We start from the raw sequence: 15,280 nt of genomic DNA, 5'->3' as shown, positions 1-15,280 counted from the left end.
CGACGGTGGGCGCGGGTCTGTCCGGCGATCCGGTGTGCGGGGAGGTGCAGTAAGCGCTTACGCGCTTGGGCGGAGCTAGTGTCCGCCAGGCAGCCCGCGGTGCTTGTAGCAGGCGATGGCGGTCAGCAGCAGGCCCAGGAGGACCGGCAGCAACCATGCCATCGTGCCGACCTGTCCGACCTGTTCCATCGGCACCGGACCCGACCCGTGGGCGGGTGCCGGCGTGGGCGCTGCGGCGAACGGAATGGCGAACACATGCACGTCCCGTCCAACGAGCGGGTGCTACGCAGCGTTACTGTTCCGGACGCGGTATCGCTCCATGGTGTGCAGCCTCGGCGTACCAGTAGGCGCTGGACTTGGGGGTACGCCGTTGCGTGGCGAAGTCGACGTAGACCATCCCGAATCGCTTGGAGTAGCCGTAGGCCCATTCGAAGTTGTCCATGAACGACCACTGGAAGTAGCCGCGCACCTCGATTCCGGACGAGAGGGCCCGGTGCACCGCCGCGAGGTGGTCGTGGAGGTAGGCGATCCGCTCCGGATCTCTCACCTCGCCCTCGGGCGTCGGGTAGTCGTCGCAGGCCATGCCGTTCTCGGTGATCAGCAGGGCGAGGTCGGGCCGTTCCTCGTGGACGCGGGAGAGCAGCTCGTAGAGCCCGTTGGCGTCGATGGGCCAGCCCATGGTGCTGGTGGGGCCCGCCGGCTGGTGGAAGGACACGGACTCCGCACCCGGCCACGGGGAGGCGGTACCGACTCCGTGCAGGGCGCTGGTGCTCGGCCCCTCGGCCGAAACCCAGGTCGGTGAGTAGTAGTTGATGCCGAGCGCGTCGAGCGGGGCATGGGCGGTGGCGAGGTCGCCGGGGTGGATCAGTCGCTCCCAGTCGACCAGGTGGGCGGTGTCGTGCAGCAGGTCGTCGTCGTAGCGGCCGTGGAGCATCGGCCCGAGGAAGATCCGGTTGCCCACGGCGTCGATCCGGCGCACGGCCTCGGCGTCCGCGGCGCTGTCCGTCAGCGGGTTGATCTGGTGCAGGTTCAGGCTGACCGACAGGCGCCCGTGCGGCACCGCGGCGCGCACCGCTTCGGCGGCCCGCCCGTGCCCGAGGTTCAGGTGGTGCGCGGCGCGGAGCGCGTCACCGGGATCCGAACGTCCGGGCGCGTGCACGCCGGAGCCGTAGCCGAGGAAGGCCGAGCACCACGGTTCGTTGAGCGTCGTCCAGTGCGTGACGCGGTCGCCCAGCGCCTCGGCGACGAGTGCGGCGTAGCCGCCGAAGCGCTCGGCGGTGTCCCGTGCGGGCCAGCCGCCGGCGTCCTCCAGCTCCTGGGGGAGATCCCAGTGATAGAGCGTGGCCACGGGGGTGATCCCCGCCTCCAGCAGGGAGTCCACCAGGCGCCGGTAGAAATCGAGGCCGCGCTCGACGGCCGGGCCGCGGCCGGTGGGCTGGACCCGCGGCCACGAGACGGAGAAGCGGTACGCGCCGAGGCCGAGATCCCGCATCAGGGCCACGTCGTCGCGGAAGCGGTGGTAGTGGTCCACCGCGATCGCGCCCGTGTCGCCGTGGTGCACCCTGCCGGGTGTGGCGCTGAAGGTGTCCCAGATCGAGGGGGTGCGCCCGTCCTCGTCGGCCGCGCCCTCGATCTGGTAGGCCGAGGTCGCTGCGCCCCAGAGGAAGCCGGGCGGGAAGTGGAGCAGGCCGTCGTCGGCCGGCGAGAAGCGGGTGGCGGTCGAAAGACCTGGGGGACGGAGAAACGGCGAGGCGCCGACGGAGGTCATCGCAGCAGGCTCCCGGGGTTCCGAGACGGAGGGCGGTGAGGGGACGGACGGTTGCGGGAGGCTCGGTGATCTGGGAGCGCTCCCACTTCCTGGTGTCGGAAGCCTGGATCCTGTTACGGGGAGATGTCAAGCAGTCTCGCGCCTCTTTCATCGGAAAGTTGGGAGCGCTCCCACTTTTGCGATGGGAGGCGCTAGGGTGACGGCACCGGTCACCACCGCGCGCTGGCAGGATGTCCGTGACAAGGCCGATGTCGGTGACCAGTCAGCACAAGTGACGGGGCCGGTGTCCGTGGCACGCCGGTACCGGTACCGGTGGCAGGCCAGTGCCGGCGACAAGCCGGCGACAAGCCGAGGACGCGTTCGCCGCCGCGTCACGGCGAGAGGAACGAGGGGAACGCCATGAGCAGCAGGTCCGCCGGGCGCGGCGAGGGCCGGCCCACGCTGGAGGCCGTGGCCGCGCTGGCAGGCGTGGGTCGGGGCACCGTCTCCCGCGTGGTCAACGGCGCAGTCGGGGTGAGCCCCCGGGCGCGTACGGCGGTCGAGCAGGCGATCGCCGAGCTGGGGTACGTCCCCAACCGGGCGGCACGCTCGCTCGCGACGAGTCGGGCCGACGCGATCGCCCTGATCGTTCCGGAGACGGAGACGCGGCTCGCGTCCGAGCCGTTCTTCGCCTCGATCATCCGCGGCGTGGCCAGCGAGATCTCGGACACCGAGCTGCAGCTGCTGCTGATTCTGGTCAGCACCGAGCGCGAGCGCCGTCGTCTGGCGGGCTTCCTCGACGGACGGCGGGTCGACGGGGTGCTCATGGTCTCCGTCCACGCCGACGACCCGGTCGTCGAGCTGCTGGAGCGTACGGGTCTCCCGACGGTGCTCGGCGGCCGCAGGTCCGAGCTGGAGCCGATCAGCTACGTCAACCCGGACAACCTGGGTGGCGCCTGGTCCGCGGTGCGGCATCTGCTGGGCCTCGGGCGGCGGCGGGTCGCGACGATCACCGGTCCCCTGGACATGGAGGCGTCCTGTGTCCGCCTGGAGGGGTACCGGCGGGCCCTGGCGGAGGCCGGCGTCCCGGCGGAGGCCGAGCTCGTCGCCCACGGAGACTTCTCGGAGGCGTCCGGCGAGCGGGCGATGACCGAGCTGCTGGAGCGCGAGCCCGGGGTCGACGCGGTCTTCGTCGCATCCGACCTGATGGCCGCGGGAGCGATGCGCGCCCTGCGCCGGGCGGGCCGCCGGATACCGGCGGACGTCGCGCTGGTCGGCTTCGACGACGCGCCCCTCGCCCGCCACACCGAGCCTCCGCTGACCACGGTGCGCCAGCCGAGCGAGGAGATGGGCCGGGCCATGGCCCGGCTCCTGCTGGAGGAGATCGCCGCCCCGGGCCGCAGCCACCGCCAGGTGATCCTCTCCACGGAGCTCGTCGTACGCGAGTCGGCCTGAGCCGGTCGGAGCCGGCCTCGGCCCGGCCTCGGCCTGGCCCGGCTCGGGGCGGCCGGGGCGCTGCTCGCCCGTCTCCACGCCGCCCCGGGGCAGTTTGGCCCGCCTGCCGCCTGCCGCCTGCCGCCTGCCGCCTGCCGCCTGCCGCCTGCCGCCTGCCGCCTGCCGCCTGCCGCCTGCCGCCTGCCGCCCGGCTGGCCTGCGCTCCCGCTCGGGGCGGTCCTTCGTGCACGGTCGCGTCCTGACCTGGTCCGTCGGCTCGCCCGACCGTGGCAGGCCCAGGCTGTGGCCGTCCTGTTGCGCGCGGCGGCTGCTGGGGCGTGGCCCGGTCGGCTCGTCCCTGGCGCTGTTCCGTTCGGCGGGGGCCGGTTGAGGTGGTCGCAGGTGGGCATAGGCGATGTACCGCCGGAGGTGTGCGCCGGGGGTGCCCTGGTGCGGCTCCGCGAGCCGTGATCACCCACCACACAGGACTCGTTCCTCCGGGCAGGACCCGCGAGTAGCGTGGAGGATGACGGGGCGGGCGCCGTATGTCTGCGGACGGAACGGGTGATGGCAATGCTTGCTGTGGATGTCATCCTGGGGGTGCTCGGGGCGGGCGCCGTATGGCTGGCGACAGGAGTCCGTGTCGTCCAGCAGTTCGAGCGCGGCGTCGTCTTCCGCTTCGGCCGGGTCCGCAGCGGGATCCGCGAGCCGGGTCTGACGCTGCTGCTGCCCGTGGCCGACCGGCTGCGCAAGGTCAACGTCCAGATCGTCACGATGCCGGTACCCGCGCAGGAGGGCATCACCCGCGACAACGTCACCGTCCGGGTCGACGCTGTCGTCTACTTCCGCGTCGAGGACCCGGTCCTCGCCACGGTCCAGGTGCAGAACTACACCTTCGCGATGTCCCAGGTCGCGCAGACCTCGTTGCGCTCGATCATCGGCAAGAGCGAGCTCGACGACCTGCTGACCAACCGCGAACCACTCAACCAGGGCCTGGAGCTCATGCTGGACAGTCCTGCGATGGGGTGGGGCATCCACATCGACCGGGTAGAGATCAAGGACGTCGCGCTCCCGGAGTCGATGAAGCGGTCGATGTCCCGGCAGGCCGAGGCGGAGCGTGAGCGCCGGGCCCGCATCATCACCGCCGACGGCGAGTTCCAGGCGTCGCGGAAGCTCAGCGAAGCGGCGACGATCATGTCGGACACTCCGGCGGCCCTGCAGCTCCGTCTGCTGCAGACGGTCGTCGAGGTGGCGGCGGAGAAGAACTCCACCCTCGTCCTGCCGTTCCCGGTGGAGCTGCTGCGCTTTCTTGACGGGATGACGCCCAAGCCGGACGGGAACGGTGGCGCACCGGCGAAGACCGCCACGACCGCGGCCGTTGCCGCCGCTCCCGAGGCGGCGAGTGTGGACCCGGTGCCGAGCGTGCCGGAGCTGGTGGCCGAGGCCGACGCGGAGCTGGAAGCCGGGGGTCTGCTCTTTACGGATCCCGAGGAGGAGCCGGGGGACTGAGCGGGGATCGACCGCCGACCGTTTCGGTCTGAGTGCCGCTCAAAGGCCGGAGTCCGGAAACGACTTAGGGCCCGACCGTCGAACGGTCGGGCCCTAAGTCTTCGATGGGGTGAGTGACGGGGCTCGAACCCGCGACACCTGCGACCACAACGCAGTGCTCTACCAGCTGAGCTACACCCACCATCTGTCCGCTGCGCTCTCGCGTGCTGACGGAGATAACTCTACAGGATCCGGCGGGGTGCTCACGACCAGGTTTCCTGTGGCCTGCGCGGCTCCTGCCGGGGACGATCCGGCAGGAGCCGCGACTGCTCAGGCCGACGGCTGCTCGTATCGCGCGGCGATCGCGCGGGCCGCGTCGGTGTCGGGGCCGGGCTGCGGGACGAAGACCGCCTCGCGGTAGTACTTCAACTCCGCGATGCTCTCCCGGATGTCCGCGAGCGCACGGTGGTTCCCCTGCTTCTTGGGGCTGTTGTAGTAGGCGCGCGGGTACCAGCGACGGGCCAGCTCCTTGATCGACGACACGTCGACGATCCGGTAGTGCAGATGGCCCTCGAGCGCGGGCATGTCTCGGGAGAGGAAGCCGCGGTCGGTCGCGACCGAGTTCCCGCACAGCGGAGCCTTGCCGGCCTCCGGCACGTGGGCCCGGATGTACGCGAGCACCTGGGCCTCGGCCTCGGCCAGGGTGACCCCGCCGGCCAGCTCGTCGAGCAGGCCCGAGGCGGTGTGCATCTCCCGGACCACGTCGGGCATCTGTGCGACCGCCGCGTCCGGCGGGCGGACGACGATGTCGACACCCTCACCGAGAATGTTCAGCTCGGAGTCCGTCACCAGAGCGGCGACCTCCACCAGAGCGTCTCGTTCGAGATCGAGTCCCGTCATCTCGCAGTCGATCCACACCATGCGGTCGTTCATCCGGCTCACCGTCCCGGGGCTTGTGCGCGTCCTGCTGTCGGTGTCAACCGCGAGCCCCGCCGTAGACCCCGGCGGGCGACCGGCTGACCCGTCATGGTCGATCATCATGCTTCCCGCGTGCAAGTCGACACGGCGCGGAGGCCGGGCGCGAGGCTCACGCGGAGCGCCACCTCTTCGGCCGGGAGGCTCGATTCTCGGCCGCCGCCAGCTTGCGAGCTGCGCCGGCTGGGTCTGCTGCACCCACCTTGCTGCACCCACCTTGCTGCACCCACCTTGCTGCACGCACCCTGCTGCGCGCACCGCGCAGGGCTCCGCCTGCCCGCGAGCCCCGCTCCGTGCTTCGCCCACCCCTTAGGCTTGCTCAGCCGTCGGCCGAGAGGCGGCCGGTCGATGCGCTCCGGCGGCCGACCGGGTTCGTTCGGGGAGCGTGGCGCGCGCAGTCCTGTGAGATCCCGGTCTCGCCGGAGCCGGGGAGCGATGTTGCGGCCGCGTTCCGTCCTGGACCCGGCATCGGATGTCAGGGGTCAGGACGGAACGCGTCGAACCGTGAGGGGGCACTGCTGACCTAGCGCGGACCTAGCGCCGTTCCGCGCCGCGGCGCCGCAGTGGTGACGCGGCGCCCTCGGGGTGGCTGAGAGCCTGGGCCGGGCCTGGGCGGGTGTCCTCCGTGGGGGAGGAGTGGTCCGCCGAGGCCGGACGGCTCGTGCCCGGTTGGCGGGAGCGGTTGCCGACCCGCGGTGCGGGGCGGTTGCGCCCGGGGCCGCCCTGCGGCGGCACCGTCGGCAGCGGCGCGCCGAACCCCTCGCCCCCGCCCGACACGGCCCCACCCTGCGCGGGCAACACCGTCCCGCCGCCACCGACGCCGCCCGACCCGGGCGGGACGCCACCGGGCGTGCCCGGCTCCGGTCGCCTGGATCGGAACGTGCTCCGGTACACGGCGGGCGAGACGCCCAATTGACGGCGGAAGTGACCGCGCAGCGCCACCGGCGAGCGGAAGCCGCAGCGGCGCGCGACTTCGTCGACCGAGAGCTCGGTGGTCTCCAGCAGGCGCTGCGCCTGCAGCACCCGTTGCGAGATCAGCCACTGCAGCGGCGCGCTTCCGGTCAGCGAGCGGAAGCGCCGGTCGAAGGTGCGTCGGCTCATGTAGGCGCGGGCGGCCAGCACCTCCACGTCGAACTGCTTGGAGAGGTTGTCGAGCGCCCAGGTTACGACCTCGGCCAGCGGGTCGTTGCCGATTTCCTCCGGTAAAGACCGATCGACGTAGGGAGCCTGTCCGCCGGTCCGGCGGACAGGGACGACGAGTCGGCGTGCGAGTGTGGCGGCCGCCTCCGCGCCGTGGTCGGTGCGGACGACGTGGAGGCACAGGTCGATGCCGGCGGCGGTGCCGGCACTGGTCAGCACGTCGCCCTCGTCGATGAAGAGTTCGCGCGGGTCCACCTGGATCTGCGGGTAGCGCTTGGCCAGGGTCGGCGCGTACATCCAGTGGGTGGTGGCGGGACGGCCGTCCAGGAGGCCCGCGGCGGCGAGGACGAAGGCGCCGGTGCAGAGCCCGATGATGCGGGCACCCTCGGCGTGGGCCTTGCGGAGCGCGGCCAGCGCCTCGGCGGGGGGCGTCTGTCCGGCGGACCGCCAGGCGGGGACGACGACGGTGCCGGCGCGGGCCAGGCCCTCCAGGCCGTAGGGCGCGGTCATGGTCAGGCCGCCGGTCGTCGCCAGCGGGCCGCTCTCACCCGCGCAGACCAGCAGCCGGTAGTGGGGGAGCCCGGTGTCCTGGCGGTCGATGCCGAACACGGAGAGCGGGATGGAGCTCTCGAAGATGGGCCCGCCGCTGAAGAGCAGTACGGCCACGATCTCCGGGCGGCGTCGGCCCGAGAGCTTCCGGGGGGCGATGGCGAGGCCGGTTGATCCGCTGGCGAGGCTGCCGGAACCGGTGGCGCCGATGGGGACGCCGGCGGTCGCCTCGTCCCCGGTGGCGGTATTCCTGCTGACCCTGCTCAAGGCGCTCCGGCCCCCCTCGCTGTCATGGTCGTCCCGGTCCTGTGGTTCCGCGGTGCCTGCGCACCCGTTCTTGATGGCGCCGTTCGAGCCCCCCGCTCCTCGCTCCGCTCCCATCAAGATCGAATCTACTGGCTCGGGTGATGCTGTTGCGACTAGTTCACCATCAGACGCTATGTCGACATGGCAATTTGGCGTGAAGCATTCGATCTCGAAGCGTGGCACCCATCACTCCGTCAGGGAAGGGGGCGTGGGGTGTGGTGGCCAGTTGTTGCACGGTTCCAACACAGTTGACGCCGCCCCGACGGCCCGTCGGAGCCGCCTGGGCTGCGCGTATGGCCAACCACAGGCATGTGTCCTGAAGTTGACCGAAAAGAGGCGTTCTGGAGCACAGGGGGCGCACGCCCCGCGCACAATTCCGCCCGCACTCCAGACGGTCCGGGGTGCGTGCTGCGAGCGCCGGGCCTTGGCGGTGTTCCGGCAACGTCCCCCGTGGGGGGTCCCCCCGCCGGTCGAACGCGCTCGCGGTCCGGGGGCGCGTTGACTCGGCGTCTAGGGTGAACGAATGGGAGTCGAACTCGCTGTCGGCAACGCCGCAAGCCACTGGACGGCCATGGCGGGCGCGCGCGGTTGGGAGCGGCTGGACGGGCTCGGATTCACCGCGTTCCGGGCCGACGCCGTCCACCGGGTCCTGCTGGAGGCCCGACCGGTGCCCGACCCGGGGGCGGTGCGAGCCGAGCTGGCGGCGCTGTTCCGGGCTTGGGAATCGCCCCGCGTGTGCGTGGAGGATCCGACGCAGGCCCTGGACCTGGCCGACCTCGGCTTCGAGCCGGCCTTGTCCATGCCCGTGATGGTCCGGCCGGCGGGACCCGTCACGGCGCGAGCGGGCGTGCGGCCACTTGCCGATCCGGAACTGGTGCGAGCGGGGGAGGCGTGCAGTGAGGCTGATCTCGCGGAGGCCGAGCGGGTCGTGGTCGAGGGCTTCCCGATCGGCCAGCGGCTGCCGTGGCGACGCGGTGGGCAGTTCCCGCGCAGCTACGAGGGGCTTCCGGGGCGGCGCAGCTGGCTCGCGCGGGTGGACGGTCACGCGGCCGCGGCGTGTGTGACGTACGACGACGGCGTGACGGTCGGTTTCTACTGGGTGGCCACGCTGCCCGAGTTCCGCTCGCGCGGGGCGGCCCGCGCGGTGATGCTTGCCGCGCTCGACGCGCACCCGGATCGCGCCGCTACCCTGACCGCCACGCTGCTGGGAGAGCCCCTCTACCGTCGCCTGGGCTTCACCGAGCGGGCGCTGGCCCGATGGTGGCAGTCCCCGGCGTCGTCCCCCCGCCCGCCGCGCTGAACGGCCGCCGCCCACCGGCCTTCACCCTACTTCCGCCGACCTTCGTGGTCAGCACGCCCAACCCTGGCCCTGGCCCAGCCCAGCCCTCGCCTGCCCGGACCTGCCGGACCTGCCTGGAACCGCCGGACCCGCTGGACCCGCCGGACCTGCCTAGACCAGCAGTGGGGCCTTCAGCACCTCGTCCACGGCCTGAGGAAGCCCGGTCGCCGTGATCGTCGGACGGTAGCCCAGTTCGGGCCACGGGCGGCCGTGGTCGAGCCAGACGCTTCGGAGACCGGCCACGGCCGCACCCGCGATGTCGGCCGGGGCGTGGTCGCCCACCATCCAGGTGGTGCGCGTCCAGTCGCCGCTGTCGGTCAGGGTGGGTGAGGACAGGTCGGGGCCGAGCGGGTCGGGGGAGCCGACGGTCGTGGTGGAGTCGTGCGTGCGGACCGGTCCGCCCAGTCCGCAGCGGTCGGCGGCGAGACGGAAGATCCGCGGATCGGGCTTCTCGCATTCCGCCTCCTCCGAGATCACCCAGGCGTCGACCAGGTCGTCCAGTCCGGTCCGCTCGATCTTGGCCTGCTGCTGCTTGGTCGAGCCGTTGCTCACGATCGCCAGGGTCCAGCCGGCGGCCCGGGCCTTCCGCAGGGCGGCGCGGTGGGACTCGGGACAGTTGATGAGTTCGGTCATCGTCTCCGCGTAGTCGTCGAGCAGGGACGCGAGCGAGACCTTCAGGCCGTAGCGGGCGACGGTGGCGCGCATCAGGGCCTCGCGGGGGAAGTACCCGCCGCAGTCCAGCGTGGACAGCCAGCCGAGATCCTCCACCGGCAGTGCCCGCGCTCGGAGGAAGCGCCGTGCCCAGCCACGGAAGGCCTGGTTCCGATCGATGAGGGTGTTGTCAAGATCGAAGAGGAGCAGAGGCGGCATGGCCGCATAGTTTCAGTCTGTTGGCATATGCGACAGGCAGAACGACTGCTTTTGTCCGAAAGTGAATCGAACCTCAGGGCGACCTGTCCGCGCCCGCACCGTTGCACATGGCTCGGCGCTCAGGCATGCTCCATGCACGCCCCGGGCGTGCGCATCGTCCGTTCGCGGGAACTGCGTCGCCTGTGCGCTCCGCATCTGGGCGCGAACAGAATGTCGCCGTACCCTGAAGAGAAGGGGAAAACCGGCCGCTCCTCGGCCCCACCTCGCCAAGATCGCCGCCTGTCTCCCCGCGCCCCGCCCGTGCACCACCCTCGTATCCCACCTCGCGAAACGTCCTCAAGTCATGGCCGGTTACGAGCACCGAGAGCCCCGCGACCCCGAACAGACGACGGGACCCCATCTGCCGATGCCCAGTTTTGAAGTCAAGCCACAGCGGACGCGCCCGTGCGACCCGGCGTTCCTCCACGGTGTCGTGGTCGGCTTCGACGGTTCCGTCTCCAGCGAGCGGGCGCTCGCGTACGCGGTGGGCATGGCACGGCGGTCCGGATCAGGCCTGGTGCTGGTGCACGTGGCCAACCGGTTGCCGGCGACGGTCTGGGCCGGGTGCGAGCCGCCCGTCTTCGTGGACGTGCCGGACCACCGCACCGAGGTCCTCGGCTTGGAGTTGGCGTGCGCCGACTACCTGGCCGACGTCCCCTGGCTGCTGGTGGAGCGCGGCGGGGACATCTGCCACGAACTGGAAGAGGTCGCGCGGGAGTACGCCGCGGACGCCATCGTGGTCGGTGGCTCCCACGGCTGGTTGGGCCGGCTCTTCGGCTCCGTCGCCGGACGGCTGGCGAAGCGCGCCAACCGCCCGGTCGTCGTCATTCCCTGAGGGATCGCGCCCGGCACGCACGATTCCCTGAGGGATCGCGCCCGGCACGCACGATTCCCTGAGAGATCGCGCCCGGCGCGCACGTCCCGATCGGACGTGCGCGCGTGGCCTGCGGTCAGGACGGCGGTCAGGTCAGGACGGCATGCCCAGCTCTCGCGAGATCAGCATGCGCTGGACCTCCGAGGTGCCCTCGCCGATCTCCAGGATCTTGCAGTCGCGCCAGAAGCGAGCCACCGGGAACTCGTTCATGAAGCCGTAGCCGCCGTGGATCTGCGTGGCCTCACGCGCGTTGTCGACGGCCGCCTCGGAGGAGTACAGCTTGGCGATCGCCGCCTCCTTCTTGAACGGCTCGCCCGCCACCATCCTGCTTGCCGCGTGGTACCAGGCCAGGCGGGCCAGGTGCGCCCGCGTCTCCATGTCGGCGACCTTGAACTGAATCGCCTGGTTGGCGCCGATCGGCCGGCCGAAGGCGTGCCGCTCGGCGGAGTAGCGCAGCGACTCGTCGACGCACCCCTGGGCCAGACCGGTGGCCAGGGCGGCGATGGCGATGCGCCCCTCGTCGAGAATCCGCAGGAACTGGGCGTACCCCCGGCCCGGCTGACCGAGCAGGTTGGCCGCCGGCACGCGGCAGTCGACGAAGGAGAGCTCCCGGGTGTCGGACGCGTTCCAGCCGACCTTCGAGTACTTCTTCGACACCGTGAAGCCGGGTGTCCCGGTGGGCACGATGATGCTCGAGATCGAGCGCGTAGGCGAGGTCCGGCCCGCTTCTTCGCCCGAAGGAGTGAGGGCCGTGACGGTGACCAGGCCCGTGATGTCGGTGCCGGAGTTGGTGATGAAGCACTTGGTGCCGTTGATCACCCACTCGTCGGTCTCCTGGTCGTACCGGGCCGTGGTGCGGGTGGCGCCGGCGTCCGAGCCGCCCTCCGGCTCGGTCAGGCCGAAGGCGCCCAGCATCTCGCCCGAGCAGAGCTTGGGCAGCCAGGTGCGCTTCTGCTCCTCGGTGCCGAAGAGGTGGATCGGCATGGCGCCGAGCGAGACCGCGGCCTCCAGGGTGATCGCGACGGAGGAGTCGACGCGGGCCAGCTCCTCCAGGACGAGGCCGAGGGTGAAGTAGTCGCCGCCCATGCCCCCGTACTCCTCCGGGAAGGGCAGGCCGAACAGGCCCATCCGGCCCATCTCCCGGACGATCTCGTAGGGGAACTCGTTGTGCTCGTAGTACTCGCCGATCTTGGGGGCGACCACGTCACGGGCGAACTCCCGGACCGTGCGTCGAAGTTCCTCGTGCTCGGGCTCGAGTCGGTGGTCCAACATGGTGGTCTCCTGAGGGTGGGGAGGCGGAAGAGGGGAAGCGGGCGGTCGCCGGGCGGCCTCGTGGGCGGTGGCGGCGGCCGACCGGTGGTCCCGTGAGTACGTTCGAAGGATCGTGCGGTCGAGCGGTCGAACAGGGTGGTCCGTCGGGGGCTGTCCCGCCGGGGACCGACGGTGGCGGTGGGTCAGCTCGGGCCGACGAGGGCCCGCACGGCCCGCGACGGGCTCGGGCGGCCCAGGTGGCCGGCGAGCCAGCGGCTGGTCGAGGCGAGGGAGGCGAGGTCGACCCCGGTCTCGATCCCGAGGCCGTGCAGCATCCAGACCAGGTCCTCGGTCGCGAGGTTGCCGGTGGCGCTCTTGGCGTAGGGGCAGCCCCCGAGGCCGCCCGCCGAGGCGTCCACGACCGAGACCCCGCAGCGCAGCGCGGCCAGGGTGTTGGCCAGCGCCTGCCCGTAGGTGTCGTGGAAGTGCACCGCGAGCCGCTCGGGCCCGACGCCCGCGGCGGCGAATGCGCCGAGCAACGCCTCGACCTGCCCCGGTGTGCCGGTGCCGATGGTGTCGCCCAGGCTCAACTCGGCGCAGCCCAGGTCCAGCAGGGCCTTGCCGACGGCCACGACCTGCTCGGCTGCGACCGGACCCTCCCACGGGTCGCCGAAGCACATGGAGAGGTAGCCGCGCACGGCGACGCCGGCCTCGGTGGCCCGGCGTACGACCGGCGCGAACATCTCCAGCGACTCGGCGACCGTTCGGTTCAGGTTGCGCGACGCGAAGGTCTCCGTCGCGCTGCCGAAGACCGCGATGTCGGTGGCGCCCAGGGCGAGGGCCCGGTCCAGCCCGCGCTCGTTGGGCACCAGGACCGGCAGCCGCAGCCCCGGGTACTGCTGCGGCAATCCGGCGACGCGCGGGAAGAGCTCCTCCGCATCCGCCAACTGGGGGACCCACTTGGGGTGGACGAAGCTGGTCGCCTCGACGGTGCGCAGGCCCGCCTGCGCGAGCCGGGCGATGAACTCGGCCTTGACCTCGATCGGCAGCGCGACGGACTCGTTCTGCAGGCCGTCGCGCGGGCCGACCTCGTGGATCCGCACCCGCGTGGGCAGGCCGTCCGCCCTGACGGGCGCGGGCAGGCCGAGGTCCAGCACGGTCGGCTCGGGGGACGCGTCGTGATCGGTCATCACCACTCCTCAGGATTCCGGTGCTTCGGCGGGCGCGATCACGGCGAGCAGGTCGTCCATCGCGACGGTGCCGCCCGGAACGACCTTGAGCTGCGCGACCGTGCCGTCGTGCGGTGCGGTGATGACGTGCTCCATCTTCATCGCCTCCAGCACCAGCACGGCCTGACCGCGCTTCACCTGGTCCCCGACGGAGGCCTTGACCAGCGTGACCGTGCCGGGCATGGGCGCGGTCAGGCTGCCGCCGTGGGTGCCGGCGCCACCGAGGGCGAGCTCGGCGATCGGGTCGTGGACGTGGCAGGCCCAGTTGTCTCCGTCGCGGGAGAGCCAGACGGTGCCGTCGCCGTGGGCGGCCCCCTCCACGCCGCAGACGAAGGTGCGGGTCAGTCCGTCGACGGTGACGGCCAGTCGGCCCGCACCGTCCGTCAGCCGGGCGTGGGCCTCGGCGCGGACCGTCTCGCCGTCGCCGACCCGGACATCGAACACGCCGTCGGCGCCGCGCACCGGGCGGACCAGCACCTGCACCGGCTCGGCGCCGGGGAGGCGCAGGTGGTGCCGGGCCCAGGCCGGGGTGCCGCCGATCCGCCAGCCGGTGGGCCGCGCGAACGGGTCGGTCCAGCCGGAGCCGTCCGCAGCGGGGGCGGGGGCGAGGGCCAGCTGCCGCAGCAGGGCGGCGGCCAGCAGCGGGAGGTTATCCACAGGCTGGTCGGTGCCGGCTTGGCCGATGTCGCCGGACGGGACTAGCGTCAGCTCCGGGTGGCGCTCGACCAGACCGGTGTCGAGGCGCCCCGCGACGACGTCGGGATGAGAGATGAGCCGGCGCAGGTAGCCGGCGTTGGTGACGACCCCGAGGACGACCGTCTCCGCAAGGGCGGCGCGCAGCCTGCGCAGGGCGGTGTCCCGGTCGGGGCCGTAGGCGATGACCTTGGACACCATGGGGTCGTAGCTGGTGCCGACGAACAGCCCGGAGGTCAGTCCGGAATCCACCCGGACCCCCTCCCCTTCGGGCTCCTGGAGCAGCAGGACCTGCCCTCCCGAGGGCAGGAACCCGCGGCTCGGGTCCTCGGCACAGATGCGCGCCTCGACGGCGTGTCCCGTGAGAGTGACGTCGGCCTGGGCGAACGGGAGCATCTCGCCCGAGGCCACGCGGAGTTGCCACTCCACCAGGTCCAGGCCGGTGACCAGCTCGGTCACCGGGTGCTCCACCTGGAGCCTGGTGTTCATCTCCATGAAGAAGTGGGAGGAGGGATCGGCCCCTGGGACGATGAACTCGACGGTGCCTGCGCCCGTGTAGCCGCAGGACTTCGCCGCACGCACGGCGGCCGCACCCATCTCGGCCCGCGTGGCCTCGTCGAGGAGCACGGAGGGGGCTTCCTCGATCAGCTTCTGGTGGCGCCGCTGGAGGCTGCACTCACGCTCGCCCAGGTGGACGACGTTGCCGTGCGCGTCGGCGAGGATCTGGATCTCGATGTGACGGGGGCGGTCGATCCACCGCTCCAGCAGCAGGGTGTCGTCGCCGAACGAGGTGCGGGCCTCGCGCCTCGCGGCGGCGATCTCCTCCGCCAGCCGGTCCGCCTCGCGGACCAGCCGCATGCCCTTGCCGCCGCCGCCGGCGGACGGCTTGAGCAGCACCGGGAAACCGATCTCGGCCGCGGCCGCGATCAGGGCCGCGTCGTCGAGGTCGTCGCCGCTGCTCCCGGGAACGACCGGCACGCCGGCCGCCTTGACGGCCTCCTTGGCGTTGATCTTGTCGCCCATCAGCTCGATCGCCTCGGCGGGCGGGCCGATGAAGATCAGACCGGCCTCGGCGCAGGCGCGGGCGAAGCCCGTGTTCTCGGCGAGGAAGCCGTAGCCGGGGTGGACGGCCTCGGCGCCGGCCCGCTTGGCGGCGGCGACCAGCTCGGCGCCGTCGAGGTAACTGTCGATCAGGACCGCCGTGTCGGCGGCGAGGACGTGCGGCGCTGAGGCGTCGGCGGCGCTGTGCACGGCGACGGAGCGGACACCGAGCCGCTTCAGCGTGCGGATGACCCGGACCGCGATCTCGCCGCGGTTGGCCACCAGAACACTTTCGAACATAGGCA

Annotated in this window: 11 protein-coding genes and 1 tRNA gene; 4 read left to right on the top strand and 8 right to left on the bottom strand. The window is 72.0% G+C overall.

The features are described from left to right. Positions 1 to 292 precede the first annotated feature (292 nt). Complete coding sequence (locus tag ABH931_RS11820) at positions 293 to 1,768, bottom strand: GH1 family beta-glucosidase (protein ID WP_370112321.1); 1,476 nt, start codon at positions 1,766 to 1,768, stop codon at positions 293 to 295. Positions 1,769 to 2,167: 399 nt separating this feature from the next. Here ABH931_RS11820 and ABH931_RS11815 point away from each other — a divergent pair, with 399 nt between their 5' ends. After that, entirely contained in the window at positions 2,168 to 3,202 is a 1,035-nt protein-coding gene (locus ABH931_RS11815; RefSeq protein WP_370112320.1) for a LacI family DNA-binding transcriptional regulator, read from the top strand. Positions 3,203 to 3,754: 552 nt separating this feature from the next. Further along, a complete protein-coding gene (locus ABH931_RS11810) occupies positions 3,755 to 4,690 on the top strand; it encodes a slipin family protein (RefSeq protein WP_370112319.1) in 936 nt (311 codons plus the stop codon). Between the two features lie 105 nt (positions 4,691 to 4,795). On the opposite strand, the gene ABH931_RS11805 is transcribed toward ABH931_RS11810, so the two are convergent. From ABH931_RS11805 to ABH931_RS11795, 3 genes are all read right to left on the bottom strand, one after another. Beyond that, positions 4,796 to 4,871: transfer RNA gene (locus tag ABH931_RS11805), tRNA-His, on the bottom strand. Between the two features lie 128 nt (positions 4,872 to 4,999). After that, positions 5,000 to 5,602 carry an oligoribonuclease gene (gene orn / locus ABH931_RS11800; protein ID WP_370112318.1) on the bottom strand — a complete coding sequence of 201 codons (603 nt, stop codon included), beginning with the start codon at positions 5,600 to 5,602 and terminating at the stop codon, positions 5,000 to 5,002. A gap of 576 nt (positions 5,603 to 6,178) precedes the next feature. After that, entirely contained in the window at positions 6,179 to 7,492 is a 1,314-nt protein-coding gene (locus tag ABH931_RS11795) for a helix-turn-helix domain-containing protein (protein ID WP_370112368.1), read from the bottom strand. Positions 7,493 to 8,162: 670 nt separating this feature from the next. On the opposite strand from ABH931_RS11795, the gene ABH931_RS11790 reads away from it, so the two are divergent. Beyond that, positions 8,163 to 8,939: a GNAT family N-acetyltransferase gene (locus tag ABH931_RS11790; RefSeq protein ID WP_370112317.1), complete on the top strand. Its 777-nt coding sequence runs from the start codon at positions 8,163 to 8,165 to the stop codon at positions 8,937 to 8,939. 150 nt (positions 8,940 to 9,089) lie between these two features. On the opposite strand, the gene ABH931_RS11785 is transcribed toward ABH931_RS11790, so the two are convergent. After that, positions 9,090 to 9,848 (bottom strand): HAD family hydrolase, encoded by a 759-nt coding sequence (locus tag ABH931_RS11785; protein ID WP_370112316.1) that lies wholly within the window; start codon positions 9,846 to 9,848, stop codon positions 9,090 to 9,092. A gap of 343 nt (positions 9,849 to 10,191) precedes the next feature. On the opposite strand from ABH931_RS11785, the gene ABH931_RS11780 reads away from it, so the two are divergent. After that, a complete protein-coding gene (locus tag ABH931_RS11780) occupies positions 10,192 to 10,722 on the top strand; it encodes a universal stress protein (RefSeq protein ID WP_370112315.1) in 531 nt (176 codons plus the stop codon). 132 nt (positions 10,723 to 10,854) lie between these two features. Here ABH931_RS11780 and ABH931_RS11775 read toward each other — a convergent pair whose 3' ends face one another. From ABH931_RS11775 to ABH931_RS11765, 3 genes are all read right to left on the bottom strand, one after another. Then, positions 10,855 to 12,030, bottom strand: coding sequence for an acyl-CoA dehydrogenase family protein (locus ABH931_RS11775; protein WP_370112367.1), 1,176 nt, complete (start codon positions 12,028 to 12,030; stop codon positions 10,855 to 10,857). A gap of 185 nt (positions 12,031 to 12,215) precedes the next feature. Next, positions 12,216 to 13,202, bottom strand: a complete 987-nt coding sequence (locus ABH931_RS11770; RefSeq protein ID WP_370112314.1) for a hydroxymethylglutaryl-CoA lyase — start codon at positions 13,200 to 13,202, stop codon at positions 12,216 to 12,218. Between the two features lie 9 nt (positions 13,203 to 13,211). After that, positions 13,212 to 15,275, bottom strand: coding sequence for a biotin carboxylase N-terminal domain-containing protein (locus ABH931_RS11765; RefSeq protein ID WP_370112313.1), 2,064 nt, complete (start codon positions 15,273 to 15,275; stop codon positions 13,212 to 13,214). Between the last annotated feature and the right edge of the window lie 5 nt (positions 15,276 to 15,280).

The sequence above is a fragment of the Streptacidiphilus sp. MAP12-33 genome, assembly GCF_041261265.1.
GTDB lineage: Bacteria > Actinomycetota > Actinomycetes > Streptomycetales > Streptomycetaceae > Streptacidiphilus.
This window is presented reverse-complemented; position numbering and strand designations above follow the sequence as displayed.

Excerpts from the sequence above, each read along its gene's own strand:
- ABH931_RS11820 (WP_370112321.1), bottom strand. The coding sequence starts at position 1,768 with ATGACCTCCGTCGGCGCCTCGCCGTTTCTCCGTCCCCCAGGTCTTTCG.
- ABH931_RS11815 (WP_370112320.1), top strand. The coding sequence starts at position 2,168 with ATGAGCAGCAGGTCCGCCGGGCGCGGCGAGGGCCGGCCCACGCTGGAG.
- ABH931_RS11810 (WP_370112319.1), top strand. The coding sequence starts at position 3,755 with ATGCTTGCTGTGGATGTCATCCTGGGGGTGCTCGGGGCGGGCGCCGTA.
- orn (WP_370112318.1), bottom strand. The coding sequence starts at position 5,602 with ATGAACGACCGCATGGTGTGGATCGACTGCGAGATGACGGGACTCGAT.
- ABH931_RS11790 (WP_370112317.1), top strand. The coding sequence starts at position 8,163 with ATGGGAGTCGAACTCGCTGTCGGCAACGCCGCAAGCCACTGGACGGCC.
- ABH931_RS11785 (WP_370112316.1), bottom strand. The coding sequence starts at position 9,848 with ATGCCGCCTCTGCTCCTCTTCGATCTTGACAACACCCTCATCGATCGG.
- ABH931_RS11780 (WP_370112315.1), top strand. The coding sequence starts at position 10,192 with ATGGCCGGTTACGAGCACCGAGAGCCCCGCGACCCCGAACAGACGACG.
- ABH931_RS11770 (WP_370112314.1), bottom strand. The coding sequence starts at position 13,202 with ATGACCGATCACGACGCGTCCCCCGAGCCGACCGTGCTGGACCTCGGC.
- ABH931_RS11765 (WP_370112313.1), bottom strand. The coding sequence starts at position 15,275 with ATGTTCGAAAGTGTTCTGGTGGCCAACCGCGGCGAGATCGCGGTCCGG.